Here is a 21,260-nt window from a genome sequence, read left to right on the forward strand (position 1 = left end):
GCCGGATTGTTTTTTTAAGATTAAGTGTAGGGCGCGGTCGTATTTATATTAAAGGAAACAGTTCCGATGGTCTGTCAGTTCACATCCATTCCCCTTGAGTCAGTATAACTTTTCAATGTTGTGTAGCGGAAGGACGAATCATGGATTCATATATATAAAAAAGTTGTTTTAAATGTGACCGTTTTTTATGGAATTGGATATTTATATATATTTGCATATATTAAAATAAATATGGTTCCGGAAAACAATTTTGTTGTGTAATTTAAAATACAAAGAAAGATGAGAAAGTTTTATTTATTTATGGCGGCAGTTTTCTGTGCTGCAACTACTTTTACTGGTTGTTCTGATGATGATGGTGGGAATGATGGTTCCGGCGGAAATGGACAGGGGGCTGGTAACGGTGGTTCCGGTGTTGTTGTTCTGGCTAAGAAAGTTGCTAAGGTTTCAGTACTGAACGATGAAGGTGAGGTCTCTGAAACTTATCTGTTTAATTACGACCAGGAAGGAAGAGTTTCAAAGATAATCAATCAGTATGGTCCTGGAGGAGGTTACCAGGAAGAAAAAACTTTTTCTTATGGTGATAATAAAATTACCATTACTGAGGATGATGAAGAGTCTGTCATTACTCTGAAAGATGGTAAAGCCGTTAGCTATACTGAAAAAGATGGTAATTATGAAGATACTTATAGTTTCACTTATTCCGGTAATTATTTATATCAGGTGGAGAATGTGGAGAAACACCTGTCGAACGGAAATTGGTCAGTGGATTATGAAAGTAAAACGACCTATAATGTGAAAAACGGTAATTTGTCTTCTGTTAAGAATGTTTGGAAAGAAGAAGAGGAAGAGGCGGAAACAGCAACAGGTTTTTTCCAATATGGAAATGTGGCTAATAATGCAAATATTGACCTGGGATTTATTTGTTATGATATGGATGCCTCGGAATTGCATGTTTTGTGTGTATTGGGAGCCCGTTATCAGAATCTGCCGGCTTCTATGTCCTCTCGTGATGGTGGATGGACTTATGATGTGAATTATTCTTATGTGGTTGACAAAGATAATTATGTGACTAAGATTACAATGGTTTCAGTGGAAGCTGGAGAAGGGAAAAGTTATCGTGAAACAGCAGTATATGAGATTGTCTATGCTGAGAATTAATCCGGGGATTCCGGGTTTTATATTCCTGTTTTAAGTGGAATTAAAAGAGGCGGCTGTCATTCCGGACAGCCGCCTCTTATTGTATTGTTTCTTCCTTTTCGTATTTGTGGTATACTGTTTTGTGAAAAATTAATGTTAAAAAGACGATTTTTTTTGTTATATCACAAAATTTACCTATATATTTTTCTACTTTTATGCCGATCAATATTTATTCATTAAAAGTGGAAGATTATGAAAAGAATAACTTTAACGCTGAGAGCGTTGGCGGTGGTGCTGTTGTTTTCAACAATAGCTTTGTATTCGTGTAAAGATGATGATGCCCCGAAAGTGTTTGGAGTGGTGACAGCCAAGATGATTGCTGGTGACGGACGTTCATATAATTGTGTTGTAGAAGGAGACCGGTTGATTAATTCGGCAGACAGTATGAAGATGGGTACGGATTTGTCTGCGATTTCGTTGGAAATCGAGGCATCGATGGGTACGGAGATGTATTATAATAATGCTCCGTTGACGAAAGAGACGGTATTGGATTTGACATCTCCGGTGACTATTCAGGCACGGAATGGGGGTGACATAAAATCTTATCGGGTAGAAGCTGTGATACAGACTATGTTGGGTGCAAAGGTAACCAGCGATATGACAGCTACGGGACTGCCGAAGTTCCATTCGTATGATATGGCTTATTTTAAAGGTAAGTTTTATTGTATAGGTGCTGACATTGCGGACAAAGCTCCGGAATCCAAGACTTTTTATCAATTGTATTCTTCAGAAGACGGTGAGAACTGGATGAAAGTAAGTACGAACCCGAAGGTAATCGGAGGATATGGTACTAAATTGGTAGTGTTGAATGGTAAGTTGTTGGCTTTGGGTGGCTACCGTTGGGGAACGGATGAAAACGGGGATGTTCACTCTCAGGAGAGTTGGGCCGGAGTAGAACCGATTTCTACGGCTTGGGCGGCTTTGTCTTCTACGGACGGAACGAACTGGACGAATCTGGTGACTGGAGAAGAAGAGGCAGGAACGCTTCCGAGTGGAAGAATGTTTGCGAATGTTTGCGTGCATGGCGGGAAGGTTTATATGAACGGAGGGAATATGTTTGGTTATGGTATGTTCCAATCCATGGGTGAAGGGAATTTGTGGACGTCAGCAGATGGAAAGACCTGGGAAAAGGTATTGCCGGAGGGTGAGGCACGTCCTTTCCGGTATGCAGGAGCGTTGTTTTCTTTCGACGGGAAATTATGGACGTTGGGAGGAGTACAGAGTTTTATCAGTGCTTCCCAGGTGAAAAAGGATATCTTATCGTCAGCTGACGGCGGAGTGACTTGGGTAACGGAAGTGGAGGATGTGACTGCAGATGCTGCCAATGCGTTTAATCCGCGTTGGGGTGTTAAAGTTGCAGAGCATGACGGTGTGTTGTATATGATTGGTGGTTGCGGATTTGACGGTGAAGAAGCACAAACCCTGGCTACGGACATCCTGCGTTCTACGGATGGAAAGACGTGGACCGTTTTGGAAGCTGATGAACAATTACCCAATTTCGAGGGACGTGTGAATCCGATTGTGGTGAATGGAGACGGCAGTTTGCTTTGGATTTTCGGAGGTACGAAAGCATTTACCGGAAATTATGCAGAGCCTACAGAGTTGTTTTACGATGTTTGGCAGAAAGTAGTAAAGTGACCCCTTGTGATTATAGCAAGATAAACCTTAGGCGATAGGATTCATGAAGGGATTAATAATTAGTTGTATATTGGTGGTGCTATCTGTTGTGTTGCAGGCACAGGAAAGGGTGCAGGTAACAGGTGTGGTCACCAATGAAGATAAAGAGCCTATACCGGGCGTTTCTGTAGTCATTAAAGGCACTGTGACAGGAACGGCTACGGATGTTGACGGAAAGTTTACATTGTTGGTAAAGGAAAGTGATGTGTTGATGTTTACCATGATAGGGTGTGAAGCCCAAAGTATACCAGTGGGGAAACAACGCATTATTAATGTAATGATGAAAGAGGGTAAGGTAGATCTTGCAGAGATAGTAGTGACCGGTTATGGACGCCAGGAACGGCGGGACATAACCGGTTCCGTATCTTCCGTAAAATTACCGGAACGTAAGTCTTTCATGTCTGTGGACCAGATGCTGGCGGGACAAGCACCGGGGGTGTTCGTTTCGGCTTCGTCGGGTGCTTTGGGGGCAGCGAATTTATTAACAATTCGTGGTGCCAGTTCTATTTTAGGGGATAACAATCCCTTGTATGTGATTGACGGGGTACCTATTTACGGTACGGATCGTGATGCTAACGGAGTGAGTACTTCCGGTGGTGCCATTGCGGCAACAAGCATGGGTGGCATGCAGATAGGGGGTGGTTCGCTCATGTATAACCACGAAGTGACGAATACGTTTGAGAAGAATCCTTTGACAGCTTTGAATCCGGATGATATCGAATCTATTGAAATTTTGAAGGATGCATTTGCTACAGCGATTTACGGATCACGCGGTTCTGCCGGAGTAATTCTGATTACTACCAAAAAAGGAACGCGCGACCGTACAAAGGTGGACGTGACTTATTCCTTGTCGTTTGATAAGCCTATTGGTAAGTTGGATTTGTTAAACGGAGAAGAGTATAATCGGATTTATTCCAGGTTGTATCCGAATACGCCGTTTACTTCACCTTATAATACAGACTGGCTCGACGCGGTGACGCGCACGGCAGTCGGTCATAGTGTTTCCGCTTCGCTTTCGGGAGGAACGGAAAAGACGAATTATTTCGTGAGCGCTTCGATGAATGATAATGAATCGTATATTATCGCTAATCGTCTGAAGCGTTATTCTGCGCGTTTAAATTTGGATACCCGATTGGGTAAATATGCTAATCTGGGTGCAAATGTTTCTATTGCTCAGGTAAATAACGGAGCGTTGAGCGCTTCCAATATATATTCTTTGGCGGTGCGTAAAGCACCGAACCTGCCTGTCTATGATGAAGAAACAGGGGGATATTTTTATGGACAGGGTACTAATCCTCTGGGATATGCTGCAGCCTATAATCCGGTGGCCACAGCTCGTGAGAACAATGAAAAGGCTATCGACAGCCGGGTAATCGGCAATGTCTATCTGGAGGTAAAACCGACAGACTGGTTGACGTTGAAGACGGAAGTGGGGACGGATATGAGTGAGTCTCGCAGCAGTATCAAGAAAGCGGCAGTGCCACTGCCGGGGGTGATTCAGAATCAGGCACAGGAGTCGGTGAAACAAAACCGGCGTTTTGTGGTGAACAATACGATTAATTTCCACTGGTTTAATGATTCTCATTTTGTACAGGGAGTGTTAGGCCAGAGTTATGAGACCTCCACGGAATACGGTAACTCCATTGTGGGTAACGGTTTTTTCAGTCCTGATTTAGTGGGGGTAGGTGCTGCCCCGGAACGGCGCGTGGTAAGTGGGGGACAGCAGAAATGGGCCTTGTTTTCGGCTTTTGCCCGCGTGAATTATCAATTTAAGCGGCGTTATATGGCGGGAATAACTTATCGTGTGGACGGTTCTTCCCGTTTCAATAAAGATAACCGTTATTTGGGAACACCTTCGGTGTCTTTGGGATGGCAGTTGTCCGAAGAGAATTTCATCAAAGAAGGGGCACCGTGGATTTCCAATTTGAAATTGCGGGGCTCTGTGGGCTGGTCAAGCAAAGACAGCAACAGTGGTTATTACGGTGCACAGGCGGTGTATACAGTCAATTCGGTAAATTATGGCGGAAACAGTTATCTGATGATGTCGCAACCGGGTAATACGAACCTCAAGTGGGAAAAAACAGTGACGTATGATGCCGGATTGGATATGGCGGTACTGGATAAACGGATTGAATTTGTATTGGACTACTATTATAAGCGTACGACGGATATGCTGTTCAGTTCGGATTTGCCGGGATATACCGGTTATTCCAAGCAGGACCAGAATATTGCGGATATGCAGAATCAGGGAATAGAGTTGCGTGTGACTTCGATGAATTTTGACCGTCCCGTTTTTAAATGGATGACGACGTTGAATATGTCACGGAATACGAATAAAATATTGAAGCTGAATTTTTCCGGTAATCAGTTGGATTATGCCAATACGACTTTTAAGTATTATGCTGTCGGAGAACCTATTGCTCAGTTTTACCTGCATGAGTGGGGAGGTGTGAATCCGCTGAACGGAAATCCGCAGTGGGTATTGGCAGACGGAACGCTGACGGAAGTGCCGCCGGCTTCCAAATACAGTACTTCACGGGATAATATGAAGGTGTGCGGTTCGGGGTTACCGACATTCTACGGAGGATTGACGAACAATTTTATATGGAAAGGATTTGAGTTGAATTTTATGTTTACGTTTGCTTTGGGCAGCAAGATGATGAATGCTACGCGTGCTACTTTGTTGACGTATACGACTTCGGATGCTTATAATCTGAGCCGGGAGATGTTGAATGCCTGGGAGATGAGCGGCCAGGTGACGGATATTCCTAAGTTGAAGAATGCATCGGTTATCGGGAATTATGATTATACGACGTCTGTGACAACCACTCGTTTCTTGGAGAAGAATTCCTATTTGCGCTTGAAGTCCCTGGAGTTGGCTTATTCGTTGCCTGCGGATTTGCTGAAACGGACAAAGGTGTTCAATATGATTCGTGTGTTTGTGGCCGGTACCAATTTGTGGACAGTGTCGCCTTATTCTGGTATTGACCCGGAAGTGAGTGCTTTTGGTTCGTCGGTGATGGCTGCCGGATATGATAATATGACTATGCCGCAAAGCCGCAGTTTTCAATTGGGTATAAGATTGGGATTTTAAATGGAGGTGACTATGCAGAAGAAATTATATCAGATAGCCGTATGGGGCTTAGGGATATTTTCCGGAGGGTGTAATCTGGATTTGGCGCCGGAGAATGTAATGGTGAACGAAAATGTATATAAGAACGAAACCACGGCGGAAGCTGCTTTGTTCGGGGCTTATGTCCGCCTGAATTCTTTTTTTGCCGGTGCACCTAATGACCAGAATAATTATGCCAATTCGGGATATGTTTGTTTAATGGGAGATGTGGGAACGGGCAATTTGAAAGCCCAGTCTACGGCGAACAGTTTTTTAGATGTGGAGACGGCGGAGTATACGCAGGATGACCATGAAGGCTTTATCCGTTCGATGTGGACCGGCGGGTATAATGCCATTGATTATGCCAATAACGTCATTGCGGGAGTAACAAAGTACGGGAAATATAATCCGGATAAGATGGCACAGCATATTGCAGAGGCCAAGTTTCTGCGGGGTTACGAAAATCTCTTGCTTTTACAGTTGTTCGGAGACCAGGCGTTGATGGGGAATATGGACGGTTTGGGATTGGTTATCCGCACGACGCCTTATGATGGTTATAATCCGGATAATATAGAGTCGCGGACGACTGTGGGGGAGACTTACGAGTGGATTATCCGCGATTTGACGGAAGCAATTCAGGATTTGCCGGATGGGATTGTTGCAGTGACGGAACGTTACCGGGCAACGAAAAGCGTAGCGAGGGCCTTGTTGTCGAGGGTATATTTGTACAGGGGTACATACAATAATGTGACGGCTGACTTGCAGATGGCTGCGAATCTGGCAGATATGGTATTGAAAAATCCGAATTATGTATTCGATGACAGCCCTGAGGCTTATTTGAATGGTCTGTTTCCCTTGAATGTGGCAGATGCTGCGGGTGCTTATCCGAATCCGGTATTGAATAATAGTGAGGTTTTGTTTTATCAACCGAGTGGAAATAGTGTGGAAAATTACCCTCATGGGTTGACAGCGTATTTCAATAAGCGGTCTTTTCATATCGACGATACGAGTTTCTATGAGGAGAATGATTTACGGGGAGCAGGTTCATTGATTGGTGCAGGTGCTTCTTCGGAATACCTTACATTGAAGACGTCATTGAAATATAGCAGTTCCGGCGGATATAACGATGTGATGTATCTGCGTTTGTCGGAAGTGAAACTGACCTATGCTGAGGCTATTACACGGATCTCCAACAATGTGGACGCAGAAGCGGTTCAACACCTGAATGATATTCGCCTTCGGCCGTTTACTGCAGAAAATAAGCCGGAGGCTTATACGGTTGCTTCTTTTGGTAATGCGGAAGAGTTGCTTGAGGCGATTTTGTTGGAACGCAGGCGGGAGTTGGCTTATGAGGGACATTATCGTTGGGATTTGATACGTACGGGAAAAAAGCTTCGGAATGAGTTGCCGGACAATAAGAAGAATTTTCCGGTGCCTCAGTATGAGATTACGATTTCCGGAGGGGCTATCCGGCAGAATACCGGCTTTTAACGAAGTATGGGTTTAATAATATTAAATAATGACAATGATGAGAAAATTATTAGTTTTTGTATTGTATGCCTGTTTGGTGTTGGGGGCATGTGAAACTCCTACCGGAAAGACTATCACTATCAAAGGGAAAGTACAGTTTCCCGACAATCATTTCAAAATGCAGATTGTTGAACGGAATGGTTTCAATAAAATACTTATTGATTCTTGTGAAGTAAAGGAAGATGGTACATATGAGTTGAAGATGAATGTTGAGCGGCCCGGTGTTTATACTTTGGATTGCCAAAGGTGGCAGAGTGTGCAGTTTTGGGCAGAGGATGAAGATTTGGAGATTGATTTCCGGGGAATGGATACAGCACGTATTAAAATAAAAAATCCCCCGTATGTTTATATCCACGGAGGTCCGAATAATGAGTTGATGAACCTGATGAACTGGAATAACTACCGAGGTTATCAATTGATGATTGGTATATCCCAGGGTGTGTATCGTACGCCGGATTTGGATATGGCCTCAAAGCAGGAGTTATCCGGTAGTTTTTATAAAATGTTAGGAGAAGAGTCGTTGGCCCGTACGAAATATCTGGCTGAGCGTTATGCCGACCGCAACAGTGTATTGGCTCTTTTGCCGGGATTGCGGGGGGCAGAAAACGAGGCTTTTGTGGAAAGTGTTTTGGCAAAACTGGAAGCCCGGAATCCGAACTATGCACCTTTGTTGAAATACAAGCAGGATATGGCTGAGGCGAAGGCACAGAGAGAGCGTTTGGCAGAAGGGAAACCGGCTCCTGAATTTTCTTTCCCTACCCCGGAGGGCGATAAGCAATTGGGACCTCAGGATTTCAAAGGAAAGATTTTAGTACTGGATTTTTGGGCTTCCTGGTGTGGTCCTTGCCGGGCTGAGATACCTCATTTGAAAGAGGCTTATAAAAAGTATCATGATAAAGATGTGGAATTTTTCAGCGTTTCCATTGATAAAGACGATGCTGCATGGCGAAAGGCGATGAAAGATGAAAACATGCCTTGGTATCAGGCGCAGGCTCCCAAAGCCGGAAAAGATGTGATGAAACAGTATCAGTTTTCCGGAATTCCTTATATCTTAGTGCTTGACAAAGAAGGTCGGATTGTCGGCAAGAATTTGCGCGGTAAGGCTTTAACGGATAAATTGGAGGAGATGGTGAGCGGTAAGAAAAAAGAAAGTGTTGCCATGCCTGCAATGGGGATGTAAAGTAATTTTTAAATAAAAAAGAGATATGAAAAGAATGATTATAGGGGCTTTGTTGATGCTCGGTATGATGGTCAGTGTGGATGCTCAGAACAGGAGTATCAGTTTTGAGCAAACTAAAGAATGGAAAAAAGTTCTGAAAAAAGCGAAAAAAGAAAAAAAACTGATATTCGTTGATTGCTATACCTCTTGGTGTGGTCCCTGTAAAATGCTGGCAAATAAGGTGTTTACGCAGGATGCGGTAGCCGATTTTTTTAATGCGACTTTTGTGAATGCGAAATATGACATGGAAAAAGATGCGGATGGGGTATTGTTGAAAGAGAAATTCGGGGTGAAAGCTTTCCCCACTTTGGTTTTTGTAGATCCTTCAACTCAGGCAGTTGTTCACAAGATGGTCGGTGCAGGTACTGCAGATTGGCTGATTGCCGGAGGTAAGGCTGCCAATGACCCGCAAAACAATCTGAGTGCTATGATCAAACGGTATGCAGATGGCGAAAGGGGAGCGGAGTTTTTAGGTAATTATCTGGCAGTGCTTTCTGCTGCTTACATGACTGACGAACAGGGAAAAGTTGCTACTGAATATTTGGGAACGCTTTCTGATGAACAGTTAGCAACAAAAGATAATTGGGAATTGATAAAAAAATACCTCAATGACCCGCTTTCCGCTCCTTTGAAGCAGGTAATGGCAAATCGGGAGAAGTTTTATGCACTGGCCGGCAAAGAGGTAGTAGATTATAAGCTGGATAATTGCATTAAGGGGGCAGCTATGGCTTTGGCTGCATGGAGTCCGGAACGGGAAGAAGCTTTTGATGAACAACGGAATGCGGATATGATTGATTATCTGCTTTCCATTGATTATGCGGCAGCTCCAGAGGCATTGGCCAATCTGTATACGGCGGCTTATATCCGGAAGGGAGATTTCCGCGGCATGCTGGACAAGATGAAGGAAGTTTTCGCTTACAATCTTTTCCGCAACGGAACCGGCAAATATTATTTCCAGCGTAACATTGAAGCGTTGACCCTTTGTGATGACAAGGCATTGGTGGAAGAAGGAATTCAATGGATAGACCAGGTATGTGCCGGTACTCCTGATTATTTTGCTAAAGCTGAACTGATGAATTCCAAGGCTCGATTGCAGACTAAGATCGGGGATACGTTGGGTGCTGATAAATCGAAAATGGAAGAAGAAAAGTATTCAAAAGAGGGAGAGAGAAGAAGTGGCGGACGTGCAATTCGTGCCATGAGGATGAATTGATGAGGTTTCCATTTTTTGCAAATTTGAAAAGGCTTTACCACGGAGTTGGTAAAGCCTTTTTTGGGGAAGGAAAGGAAAAAAGAACGGGATTCAGAAATGAATCCCGTTCTTTTTATTTAGAAACTGTCTTTTATTGAACAGTATTGGCACTTCCCAAGACGTCGGTCAGTTTGTGTTTATAAAGTTCTTTCAGAGATTCGCGGGCCGGTCCCAGGTATTTACGGGGATCAAATTCTGCCGGTTTGGTTGCGAAGATTTCGCGAACGGCTGCCGTCATGGCCAGACGACCGTCTGAATCGATGTTGATTTTACAAACGGCAGATTTGGCAGCTTCACGTAATTGTTCTTCCGGAATGCCGATTGCATCTTTCAATGCTCCGCCGTATTTGTTGATAATGGCTACTTTGTCCTGTGGTACGGAAGAAGAACCGTGCAGGACAATTGGGAACCCCGGAATACGTTTCTCAACTTCTTTCAGAATATCAAAACGCAAGGGGGGAGGAACCAGAATGCCGTCTGCATTGCGGGTGCACTGCTCCGGCTTGAATTTATTGGCACCATGGGAGGTACCGATAGAGATTGCTAATGAATCCACTCCGGTTTTCTTTACAAAATCTTCTACCTGTTCCGGTTCAGTATAAGTGTGATGTTCTGCCGAAACTTCGTCTTCCACTCCGGCTAAAACTCCCAGCTCTCCTTCTACCGTCACATCGTATTGATGAGCATATTCCACTACTTTTTTAGTCAGGGCCACATTTTCTTCGTAAGGAAGATGAGACCCGTCAATCATGACTGAAGAGAAGCCCATGTCGATACAGCTTTTACATAGTTCGAAGCTGTCGCCGTGGTCCAGATGAAGAGTGATGGGTATGTTTAAGCCCAGTTCTTTTGCGTATTCTACAGCTCCCTGAGCCATATAGCGAAGAAGGGTCTGATTAGCATATTTGCGGGCACCACTGGATACCTGGAGGATTACCGGTGATTTACATTCAACAGCAGCCTGGATGATGGCTTGCATCTGCTCCATGTTGTTGAAGTTGAAAGCGGCGATAGCATATTTGCCGGCCATTGCCTTTTTAAACATTTCTCTGGTGTTAACCAGTCCTAAATCTTTGTAGTTAACCATATCGTATGTATTTGATTTTTTTTATCTGTTCAAAAGTAACTATTTCTCTATAAAAAATGGTATGATTGAAAATAAAATTCCCGTTTGCGGGTTCGGGCTTTTATTTTCTTTGACCTAAAATTCGGAGCAGCCTGATGAAAAGGTTGATGAAATCAAGGTACAGGGACAAAGCTCCGCAGATGGCTAATTTCTGGGTATGTTCGTTTTCTTCCAAAGTGGCCAGGGCTTTGATTTTTTGAGTGTCGTAAGCGATTAAGCCGATGAATATCAACACCCCGACATAAGACACAATCCAGTACATGGTTTCGCTTTTTAGGAACATGTTTACTACGGATGCGATAATAAGTCCGATTAAAGCCATCAGACACAGATTGCCTAATTTAGTCAGGTCGGTTTTGGTGATAAAACCGTAAAGGCTCATCACGGCAAAAGTTCCGGCTGTAATAAAGAATGTGGAAGCGATGGAGGCTGCAGTAAAGGCCAGAAAGAAAACGGAAAAGGTAATTCCGGTCAGAACAGAGTAAAGCATAAACAAACCCGAGAGGGTGGGAAAGCTGAAAGAGGTTACCTTTGCTGAGATGGCCCATACTAACCCGAATTGTGCGATGATGATACCCCAAAATAGGATGCGATTGGAAAATACGGCTTCCAGTAAACTGGGACTCCCGGCTACAAGGGACGCAGTGGCTCCGGTCAGCAAAAGGGCTGTACACATCCAGATATAAACACTCCGAACAAGGGTTTTGGTTGTCGTTTTTACTGTTGTCTGATATTGTCCTTTAGATAATTGTGTTTCGTAACTCATGATTTTTAAGTATAAGTTGGTTTTCGTTTAAATTTCTCTTTTGTGGGCGGTTGTTCTGTTTACCACAGAATGGGGGTCAGACCGTTTTCGCTTAAGTATTGGTTTGTCCGGCTGAATTGATGATTACCGAACCATCCTCCCCGGTTTGCCGAAAGGGGAGAGGGATGTACAGATTTCAAAACCAGGTGTTTGTCGGTGCGAATGAATGCTCCTTTCTTTTGGGCATAAGACCCCCATAACAGGAAGACCAAGTGTTCTTTCTTTTCGGCAAGAAGCCGGATAACGGCATCGGTGAAAGTTTCCCATCCCCTGTTTTGGTGGGAACCGGCTTGATGTGCCCTTACCGTTAAGGTGGCATTTAAAAGTAATACTCCCTGGTCAGACCAGCGTTCCAGATTTCCTGATTCGGGAATGGGAGTACCTAAGTCGTCATGTATCTCCTTGAAGATATTCTGTAAAGAAGGAGGTTGCTCTATTCCTTCCGGAACGGAAAAACAAAGCCCGTGAGCCTGCCCGGGACCGTGATAAGGGTCCTGGCCCAGAATCACCACTTTGGTGTTGTCTACCGGACAATGGTTGAATGCATTGAAAATCAGTTTCCCCGGAGGAAAAATCCGATTATGGGCATATTCATCTTTCACAAACCGGATCAACTCTGAAAAATAAGGTTTTTCGAATTCATCTTTCAGTAATTCTTTCCAGGATTCTTCGATTTTTACATCCATACTTTATTGATTAGCACATGAATAACTATTTCATTTTTATTTCGAACAGTTTGGGCCACCGTTTGCCGGTCACATAAAATGTCTTTTTTTGAGGATTCCAGGCAATGCCGTTCAGTACGTCGTCATGGTCTGTGAGCTTGCTTTTTTCAGCGGGGGTTAACAAACTGTCCAGATGAATGTCTTCTTTAACGGCTCCCGTCTCCGGGTCGATGGCGACAATGCGGTCGGTCTGCCAGACATTGGCCCACACCAGACCTTCCACATATTCCAGTTCATTGAGTTGTTCTACGGGACCTGTATGGTCGAAAACTTCTACTTCTTTCAGTATGTGAAAGCCGGAAGGGGCGATGTGATAAAGTTTATGGCTTCCGTCGCTCATAATCAGCTTGTCGCCTGCTGTAGTGATTCCCCAACCTTCCGAATTATATTGGAAAGTAGATTCCAGACTGAAAGTTTTTAAATTATAAATGAAACCTTTGCGTGACCGCCATGTGATTTGATAGATTTTATCTCCGTAGATGGTAATCCCTTCTCCGAAAAGCTGGCTGTCTATGTTCAGCACCGATATGATTTTTCCGTTGCTCATATCTGTTTTCCGAAGGGAAGATTCGCCGTATTGTCCGGTACCTTCATACATATAGCCGTCCTGATATTGCAATCCCTGGGTATAGGCTTCCGGATCGTGGGGATAAACGTGTACGATTTCATATTGGCGGGAAACAGGAGCCTGGTCCGGCTTTACCTGAATCTGAGTGGAGGCTATTCCCTGTTTGCCGTCCGGATGCCACGCAATTACTTTAATCGTAGTGGTTCCCACCTTATCTGCCGGTATTTTATAAGTATATTCACAGACTTCCTTGCCTGTATGGGCAACCGGTTTGCCATTGACGTAAATGACGGCTGAGTCGATGGAATAATGGTCTTTACTGCTGAAACGGACAGGCACTTTTTCGTGATAAGTGTAGAGTTTATTTTTTTCCGGAGAAATGATTTTTATACTGTTCACCTGCTTTGTCTTTTCCGGAGGAGTTCGGTGAAGGGTAACGACAGATTTTTCCTGTTGTTTGCTTTTCCCGTCTCCACATGAAAAAAGGAAGATAATGCAGATCAGATAGTATAAGTAAGACGCCATGAACTAAAATTAATACAAGGAAAAATTAGTTTTCTAAACTCCATTCGTAACCGTCTTTGGTGTCTTTGATGATTACTCCGGCTGCCTTCAGTTCGTCCCGGATTTTGTCGGAGGTGGCCCAGTCCTTTTTTTGTTTGGCTTCTGTCCGGATAGACATGACCATATCCAGTATTTTTCCCATGACTTCGCGGTCTTGGCTGGCTGATTCGCTTTCTGCCTTTAAGCCCAGAATATCAAAGACAAAATCGTGGTACAGTTTTTTTAATTTAGTCAGGTTGTCTGGATTGATTTTTTCATTTCCTGCTATCAGCGAATTGATGAGCCGCACCCCGTCGAATAAATGGGAAATCAGGATAGGGGTATTCAGGTCATCGTTCATGGCTTCATGGCATTTGGCGGATAAGTCGTCTATGGCTACCGTGTTTTCGGCCGAGGGTTTGATTTTATCGAGGGCATTTACTGCCGCCATCATTCTTTCATACCCTTTTTGTGCAGCTTTCAGGGCTTCGTTGGAGAAGTCCAGCGGACTCCTGTAATGTGCCTGAAGGATAAAAAAGCGTATGGTCATCGGAGAATAAGCCTGTTCGAGTACATCATTGTCGCCTGAGAAAAGTTGGTACAGCGTGATGAAATTACCCAGAGATTTGCCCATTTTCTGACCATTGATGGTGACCATATTGTTGTGCATCCAGTATTTAACCGCTTCGTGGCCATAAGCGGCAGTGCTTTGTGCGATTTCGCATTCATGGTGGGGAAACTGCAAGTCCAGTCCTCCTCCGTGGATGTCAAACCGGTCGCCCAGATATTTTTGGCTCATACAGGAACATTCCAGGTGCCATCCGGGGAAACCATCACCCCAGGGAGAGGGCCAGCGCATGATGTGTTCCGGAGTGGCTTTTTTCCATAAGGCGAAATCGGCGGGATTCCGTTTTTCGCTCTGTCCGTCCAACTGGCGCGTATTGGCAATTAATTCATCCACCCGACGTCCGGAGAGTTTGCCGTAGTTGTATTTTTTACTGTAAGCATCCACATCGAAATAGATACTGCCGTCGCTTTCGTAGGCATATCCGTTATCCAGAATCTTTTTTACCAATTCCTCCTGCTCGATGATATGTCCTGAGGCGTGGGGTTCTATGCTGGGAGGCAACGTATTGAGTTGTTCCATGTTTTTGTGGTACCGGTTGGTATAGAACTGCACAATTTCCATCGGTTCCAGACGGTCGAGCTTGGCTTTTTTTTCTATTTTATCCTCTCCGTCGTCGCTGTCATTCGTCAGGTGTCCGACATCGGTGATGTTTCTTACATAACGCACCTTGTAACCTAAATGCTGTAAATAACGAAAAACAAGGTCGAAAGTAATGGCCGGACGGGCATGGCCCAGATGGGCATCTCCATAGACGGTGGGACCACAGACGTACAATCCCACAAAGGGGGGATTTATCGGTTCGAATACTTCTTTTTTGCGTGTCAGGGTGTTATATATGATTAAGTGCTCTTTCATGGTTTTAACAAATAAATATTCGGACTGTAAAGGTAAAGAAAAATAATGAATAAAATAACATGATTGTTGGGGAGCGAAAGGGACCGAATTTAATTATCGTACATTTAGTTTAGAGTTATACACTAAACGAAATCCCTCGCTCATTAATAGATTGCTTCCATTGTACCGGGAATCATCGTAGTATCTGGAATGCCTTGTACGAACAGAGGGACTATAGGGCGTAATAGAGTTTCCTCCACGAATTAGATATTCTTTCATTTCTTGAGGCAGATTTGAAAAATAACCCTGAGGATTTGTTTTCCCTGTTGTACCGCTTCCGTTCAAGGGTTTCCAGATGCGCATAGTTGGGTCATATTCATCTTTACACCACTCTGCAGCATTACCGACCATATCGTAAATTCCTAAAAAGTTAGGCTGGAGACTTGCTACACGATGCAGCCCCCAAACGAGATCAGGCGTTCCGTCTTCTTTGCTATTTTCATCGATCCATGCTGTATTAAAAGGGTCGCTGTCGCCAGCATAAATATCTGTTGGAGCTTGAGGATTAAGGATACTACCTCTTGCCGCGTATTCCCATTGAGCTTCTGTGGGCAAGTCGCCTCCGGCCCATTGGCAGTATGCAAGTGCTCCGCCCCAGCAGATAGCAGTGATAGGAAAATCCGCTACACTTTCGTAGCGGTTTCCGGTTTTATAATGAATTTCTTTTATTTTCGGAATCCATCTTCCGGTCGGATGAGAATATTCTATCATATCATGCTTGAGGAGCTTAACATCTCCGGGCCTATGATACCAATTTGCCATTGCAAACCAATGAACACCATTTGTTTGCAGTCGATTGTCAAGCATGGTGTCAGGGATAGGAGTCATAGCATTCAGAAAATCACAGAATTGCTGGCATGTGACTTCTGTTTTCCCAATCCAGAAATCGTCAATGTCCCATCCATAGAACTTTTCTCCTAATATATCAAGATTTCCTCCCGGTACGAATATCATTTCTCCGGGGGGCATTTTTAAAGTAAGAGGATAGGTTTTGACCGTACCGTTTTTATTATTCTGAAATATCAGAATTGTGGTTTCGCATTGCAATGTTGTTGGAGGAGTTAATATAATTTGTCCTTCGGTTGTTCCGGTTATTTTTATGGAGGCTGTCCAGCCTCCGTTACCTGTTGCATAAACTGTTGCGCCAGTACTGTCAGTGTTTGTAAAAACGAAAGGAATTTCCATGTTTTTACCGGGAAGTCCAATAAAGGAAGTACCTTCCGGAAAATATAAACTACTTTCGCTGATTCGGGGTAGCCGGAATAAAGTGGTTCCATCAGCTAATTTGAACTCTACATATTGTTCATGAAGCTTTATGCCGTCTTTGGCAAAAAGAGTCTCTCCTTGTTCTCCCTGGGGACCATTTGCTTTTATTCCCAAGGATTCCCATTGTTTGCCTTCATCAAGAGAAACTTCCCATATTAGGGTTTGTTTATTTATTCGGAGTTGGGGTGTGGTTCCATCTTTCCCGGATTCTCCTTGCTGTCCGTTTGCTTGTACCGGTTCTCCCTCCATGTTTTTTAACAAATATCCGTCAACAGTCCAGTAAAAATTTCCGTTCGATGAGTCTCGCAGGGAAATTGTTGGAATTTTGTTTTCTCCTTTTTTTCCGTGACGTATGACTATAAAAGTGGTATCGGAAAATTCAATACGATACCCTTCTCCGATGTCTGTAACATTCGTAATGCTTTTGCCTTCAACAGAAACATTGACCAATTTTTGTAAGACATCTAAGTTTTGATTTACCTTTTCTTGCCAGGCTTCGAACCTGGCAAGTCGGTCGGCCATATTATTCACGTATTCCCATAACTCTTCAAATTGGGCATCGTCATTGCGGCAACTTATTCCGAGAAGCAAACAAATAACTATCCATATAAAATTTATGGGTCTCATAATGATTATCTATAGGGTTCACTATCCAATTTTTGGGAGTACATATTAATCTGATTTTTTCTTCAAATTCTGGATCTATATAAAATTTTCCAGGATTTATTTCTTCGGCATAAGGGAGAGAATTTGCAATATCCCCGGGTTTGTTTAAATCTATGTTTGAGTAATTTATGCAAATAAATATTAAATTCTTGAATTTCGGTTATGTTTTATTAAATATTTTTTGATTTTGTAAAATCAAGCAAGGTAAATAAATTGATTGGCGGAAGGGGGAAGATAGAAAGGCGGATTGTAAAGTGGGGCAGATTTTATATCTTTGCAGGAATGATGGGCAGGAAAATAAATACGGTGATTGATTTGCTGGAGCGGAGTTGTGAGCAATTCCCCGGGAATGTTTATTTGTGGGAAAAGAAGGAGGGAAAATATCAGCCTGCGACTTACTTAGAGGTTCGGGAGCAGGTGGGATATGTTGCTTCGGGGTTAATGGGGAGAGGGTTGCTAGCGGGAGAGCGTGTGGCTTTGTTGAGCGAGGGGTGTAATGATTGGATATATGCGGAATTGGGAATTTTATATGCCGGAGGTATTCATGTTCCGTTGAGTATAAAACTCAGCCCGGGGGAATTGGTTTTCCGGTTAAACCATTCCGGAGCGCGTTTCCTGATTGTTTCCGACCATTATGCAGAGACTATCCGGGGGATAGAGCAGGAAATTTCCGGAATAGAACAAATATTTGTATTGCGGCAAACGAACCCGGAAGAAGGAAAATATACTTCTTTTGAGCGGTTGAAAGATGAAGGGAATCTCCGGCAGGAAGAATATCCTTCGGAAGTGGAGCAGAGGGCGATGGCGGTGGGGCCGGAGGATGTGGCTACTTTATCTTATACTTCAGGGACCACGGCGGAGCCGAAAGGAGTGATGCTCACTCATGGAAACTATGTGTGTAATGTATTGCAGTCCGATTCTTTGATCCGTATACCGGAATATTACAGAATTTTGCTGTTTTTGCCGTGGGATCACAGTTTCGCCCACACTGTCGGTATTTACTCATTTATGTATAACGGAGCTTCTTTGGCTTCGGTGGATTTTGGCAGGTCGCCGGTGGAATATCTCCGGAATATCCCGGTGAACATGAAGGAGATTAAGCCCCATGTGCTGTTGAGTGTGCCGGCTATTGCCAAGAATTTCCGGAAGAATATAGAAAGTGAGATTTCCCGGAAGGGGAAATTGACCCGGTGGCTGTACAGATGGGGGTTGAAATTGAAATATGTTTATCAGGGACCAGGACCTGACAAGCGGCTTGGTTTGAAAGTTTTTTTGTGGCCTTTACAGAAATTGTGGGATAGGGTGGTGTTTGCTAAGATTCGCAGGGTGTTCGGTGGAAATTTGCAGTTTTTTATCGGAGGCGGGGCTTTGTTGGATACGGAATTACAGCGTTATTATTATGCATTGGGGATTCCGATGTATCAGGGATACGGGCTGTCGGAGGCGTCTCCCGTGATTAGTTCCAATCATGCTGCCCGATGTCGTTTCGGTTCTTCCGGACAGGTGGTACAGCCGTTGGAGCTCAGGATTTGTGATGAGGAGGGAAGAGAAGTACCACAGGGTGAAAAAGGGGAAATTGTAGTCCGGGGCGGGAATGTGATGAAAGGATATTGGAAGAATGAGGTTGCAACGGCGGAGGTGATTCGGGAGGGTTGGCTTTATACGGGTGACCGGGGATATTTGGGTGACCGGGGGATGCTTTATGTGACCGGACGTTTTAAATCCTTATTGATAGCCGGTGACGGCGAAAAGTTCAGTCCGGAGGGCATAGAAGAGGCTATTGTGGAATTGTCTCCGTATGTGGATTATTGTCTCCTGTACAACAATCAGTCTCCCTATACTTCGGCTTTGCTGGTGCCTCGGAAGACAGCGCTTCTGGAATATACAGCCCGGAAGGGAGAGAAGGCGGGTACTGTGGAAGCTTATAAACTGATGCTGGATAAACTGTATGAAGAGTTGATGAAATTCCGGAAAGGCGGAGAATATGAAGGGATGTTTCCTGAACGGTGGTTGCCGGCGGTAGTTGCCGTTTTGCCTGCCGGATTGTCGGAAGCCAATGGGACCGTCAATTCGACGGGAAAGGTGGTGCGTCGGAAGGTATACGAGCTTTTCCGCGAAGAACTGGAGTTTATGTACACCCCTGAGGGTAAAAATATCCGGAATGTCCGGAATACGAAAAATATCCGAATGTATTTTGAAAATGAAAGTATATGCGCAGGAAAACAGGAACAGTAAAGGTAGGGAATCTGGTATTGTCTTCAGAATCTCCCGTTAGGGTGCAATCCATGCTGAATACTTCCACCATGGATGTGGAAGCGTGTGTGGAGCAGGCCATCCGGATTATTGAAGCCGGCGGTGAGTTAGTGCGGATTACAGCCCCGGGAGTGAAAGAGGCGGAAAAGTTGAAAGAAATCCATGCTGCTTTACGGGCCCGGGGGTATGAGACTCCTTTGTCGGCGGATATTCACTTTGTGGCTGAGGCGGCTTTGGTGGCTGCCCGTTATGTGGAGAAGGTCCGGATTAATCCCGGGAATTTTGTGGATAAAAGGGCTACTTTTAAGACGCTGGCTTATACAGACGAGGAATATGCGGCTGAGTTGGACAGATTGCGGATGGAATTTACCCGTTTTTTGGATATTTGCCGGCAATATGGGACAACTGTGCGCATAGGTACCAATCACGGTTCTCTTTCAGACCGGGTGATGAGCCGGTATGGAGATACTCCTGCCGGTATGATGGAAGCGACGATGGAGTATTTGCGGGTGTGCCAGGCAGTGGATTTTAGGCAGGTGGTGATTTCTTTGAAATCCAGTGATTGCGGAGTGATGGTGGATGCGGTCCGGCTGCTGGTCCGGGAAATGGAAAAGGAGGGAATGAATTTTCCTTTGCACCTGGGAGTTACGGAAGCCGGAGAAGGAGAAGATGGGCGCATTCGCTCGGCAATTGGTATAGGAACGTTGTTGAATGAAGGGATCGGAGATACGATACGGGTGTCCTTAACGGAAGAGCCGGAAGCTGAAATCCCGGTGGCCCGGATGCTGGTACAGTTATGCGACCGTCCCGTTTATGAAGAGGCCGGGTTTCCGTTGAAAGGAGAGTGTAATCATCCGGTGGTGGTGGCTGATTTGTCCGGATTGAAAGTGTGGGATGAAGAGATAAGCAGGCAATTGGGATTTGAAAAAGGAGAAACAGATGCTGTTCGGGGGTCGCGTTTAAAAGGAGGAGTAAAGGTTCCTGAGATGATATATACGGAAACTCTTGGACCCGAATTGACTAAGTTGCCGTCGGAGACGATGGTGGTGGTCCCTCCGGAGTTGCTGGATATGGCTCATGTATACAATCGCCGGGCAGTGCCTCTGTTGTCTGTGAAAGAATATTTGGAAGGGTGGGGAGCAGATACCTCTGCACTGGTGGAGATAAATGTTTTGGAAGAATTGGATGAGGTTTTTCTGGAGCGTTTGCGAAAGGATGAGCGGGTAATATTGGTGGTGGCGGGTGAACCCGATTATGGTTATTTTCGGAAAGTTTTCCGTGAATTATGGGAGGGAAATGTACAGAACCGGGTGGTTTTGCGGATATGTTTGCCGGGGAATGATAATCGGAAGAATACTTTGTTGGCGGCTTCCCGGTTAGGGGGCTTTTTCCTGGACCGGTTGGCGTGGGGATTATGGATTTGTACGTCGGATGTGAAATTTTCTGTTCAGCTTTCGCAAAACATTTTGCAGTCAGCCGGAGTGCGTCGTTATAAAGCTGAGTTTATCAGTTGTCCCGGATGCGGGCGCACTCTCTTCGATTTGCAGGGGGCAGTGGCTAAGGTAAAAGCTGCTTTCGGGCATCTGAGTACGCTGAAGATTGCCGTTATGGGGTGTGTTGTCAATGGCCCCGGTGAAATGGGAGATGCAGACTACGGGTATGTGGGTGCCGGGAACGGTAAGGTTAACCTTTATAAAGGACGGGAGATGGTGCGTACGGCTGTTCCGGAAGAGGAGGCTATTGAAGCTTTGAAAGCAATCATTAATTCATAGGCGGTGATTTGAAGGGGAATGATTCAA

Annotated in this window: 14 protein-coding genes; 8 read left to right on the top strand and 6 right to left on the bottom strand. The window is 44.5% G+C overall.

Annotation, left to right across the window (positions count from 1 at the left end; translation table 11 throughout):
* Positions 1-279: 279 nt before the first annotated feature.
* The 6 genes from D1136_RS06490 to D1136_RS06515 all read left to right on the top strand — a co-directional run bounded on the left by D1136_RS06490 (position 280) and on the right by D1136_RS06515 (position 9,948).
* On the top strand, positions 280-1,158 hold the full coding sequence (locus tag D1136_RS06490; RefSeq protein ID WP_161876815.1) for a hypothetical protein: 879 nt from the start codon (positions 280-282) through the stop codon (positions 1,156-1,158).
* 231 nt (positions 1,159-1,389) lie between these two features.
* A complete protein-coding gene (locus D1136_RS06495) occupies positions 1,390-2,835 on the top strand; it encodes a glycoside hydrolase (RefSeq protein WP_161876816.1) in 1,446 nt (481 codons plus the stop codon).
* A 43-nt stretch (positions 2,836-2,878) separates the two neighbouring features.
* Positions 2,879-5,968 carry a TonB-dependent receptor gene (locus tag D1136_RS06500; protein WP_161876817.1) on the top strand — a complete coding sequence of 1,030 codons (3,090 nt, stop codon included), beginning with the start codon at positions 2,879-2,881 and terminating at the stop codon, positions 5,966-5,968.
* 12 nt (positions 5,969-5,980) lie between these two features.
* Positions 5,981-7,477 carry a RagB/SusD family nutrient uptake outer membrane protein gene (locus D1136_RS06505; RefSeq protein WP_161876818.1) on the top strand — a complete coding sequence of 499 codons (1,497 nt, stop codon included), beginning with the start codon at positions 5,981-5,983 and terminating at the stop codon, positions 7,475-7,477.
* Between the two features lie 37 nt (positions 7,478-7,514).
* A complete protein-coding gene (locus tag D1136_RS06510) occupies positions 7,515-8,696 on the top strand; it encodes a thioredoxin family protein (RefSeq protein WP_161876819.1) in 1,182 nt (393 codons plus the stop codon).
* A 25-nt stretch (positions 8,697-8,721) separates the two neighbouring features.
* Positions 8,722-9,948: a thioredoxin family protein gene (locus tag D1136_RS06515; protein ID WP_161876820.1), complete on the top strand. Its 1,227-nt coding sequence runs from the start codon at positions 8,722-8,724 to the stop codon at positions 9,946-9,948.
* Positions 9,949-10,078: 130 nt separating this feature from the next.
* On the opposite strand, the gene D1136_RS06520 is transcribed toward D1136_RS06515, so the two are convergent.
* From D1136_RS06520 to D1136_RS06545, 6 genes are all read right to left on the bottom strand, one after another.
* Positions 10,079-11,074, bottom strand: a complete 996-nt coding sequence (locus D1136_RS06520; RefSeq protein WP_161876821.1) for a class II fructose-bisphosphate aldolase — start codon at positions 11,072-11,074, stop codon at positions 10,079-10,081.
* A 100-nt stretch (positions 11,075-11,174) separates the two neighbouring features.
* Positions 11,175-11,879, bottom strand: a complete 705-nt coding sequence (locus tag D1136_RS06525) for a Bax inhibitor-1/YccA family protein (protein WP_161876822.1) — start codon at positions 11,877-11,879, stop codon at positions 11,175-11,177.
* 59 nt (positions 11,880-11,938) lie between these two features.
* On the bottom strand, positions 11,939-12,604 hold the full coding sequence (gene ung / locus D1136_RS06530) for a uracil-DNA glycosylase (protein ID WP_161876823.1): 666 nt from the start codon (positions 12,602-12,604) through the stop codon (positions 11,939-11,941).
* 25 nt (positions 12,605-12,629) lie between these two features.
* Complete coding sequence (locus D1136_RS06535) at positions 12,630-13,736, bottom strand: glutaminyl-peptide cyclotransferase (RefSeq protein ID WP_161876824.1); 1,107 nt, start codon at positions 13,734-13,736, stop codon at positions 12,630-12,632.
* Between the two features lie 25 nt (positions 13,737-13,761).
* Entirely contained in the window at positions 13,762-15,237 is a 1,476-nt protein-coding gene (gene cysS, locus D1136_RS06540) for a cysteine--tRNA ligase (RefSeq protein ID WP_161876825.1), read from the bottom strand.
* A gap of 93 nt (positions 15,238-15,330) precedes the next feature.
* Positions 15,331-17,169, bottom strand: a complete 1,839-nt coding sequence (locus D1136_RS06545) for an SUMF1/EgtB/PvdO family nonheme iron enzyme (protein WP_161876826.1) — start codon at positions 17,167-17,169, stop codon at positions 15,331-15,333.
* Between the two features lie 321 nt (positions 17,170-17,490).
* On the opposite strand from D1136_RS06545, the gene D1136_RS06550 reads away from it, so the two are divergent.
* Both D1136_RS06550 and ispG read left to right on the top strand, forming a co-directional pair.
* Complete coding sequence (locus tag D1136_RS06550; protein ID WP_161876827.1) at positions 17,491-19,443, top strand: long-chain fatty acid--CoA ligase; 1,953 nt, start codon at positions 17,491-17,493, stop codon at positions 19,441-19,443.
* The gene (gene ispG, locus D1136_RS06555) at positions 19,419-21,233 is read left to right on the top strand and encodes a (E)-4-hydroxy-3-methylbut-2-enyl-diphosphate synthase (RefSeq protein ID WP_161876828.1); all 1,815 of its coding nucleotides are present in this window, start codon (positions 19,419-19,421) and stop codon (positions 21,231-21,233) included. The genes D1136_RS06550 and ispG overlap by 25 nt, the downstream gene beginning before the upstream one ends.
* Positions 21,234-21,260: the final 27 nt, after the last annotated feature.

Origin of the sequence: Odoribacter sp. Z80 (genome assembly GCF_009935865.1) — a bacterium.
In the GTDB taxonomy this organism is placed as follows: domain Bacteria; phylum Bacteroidota; class Bacteroidia; order Bacteroidales; family Marinifilaceae; genus Odoribacter.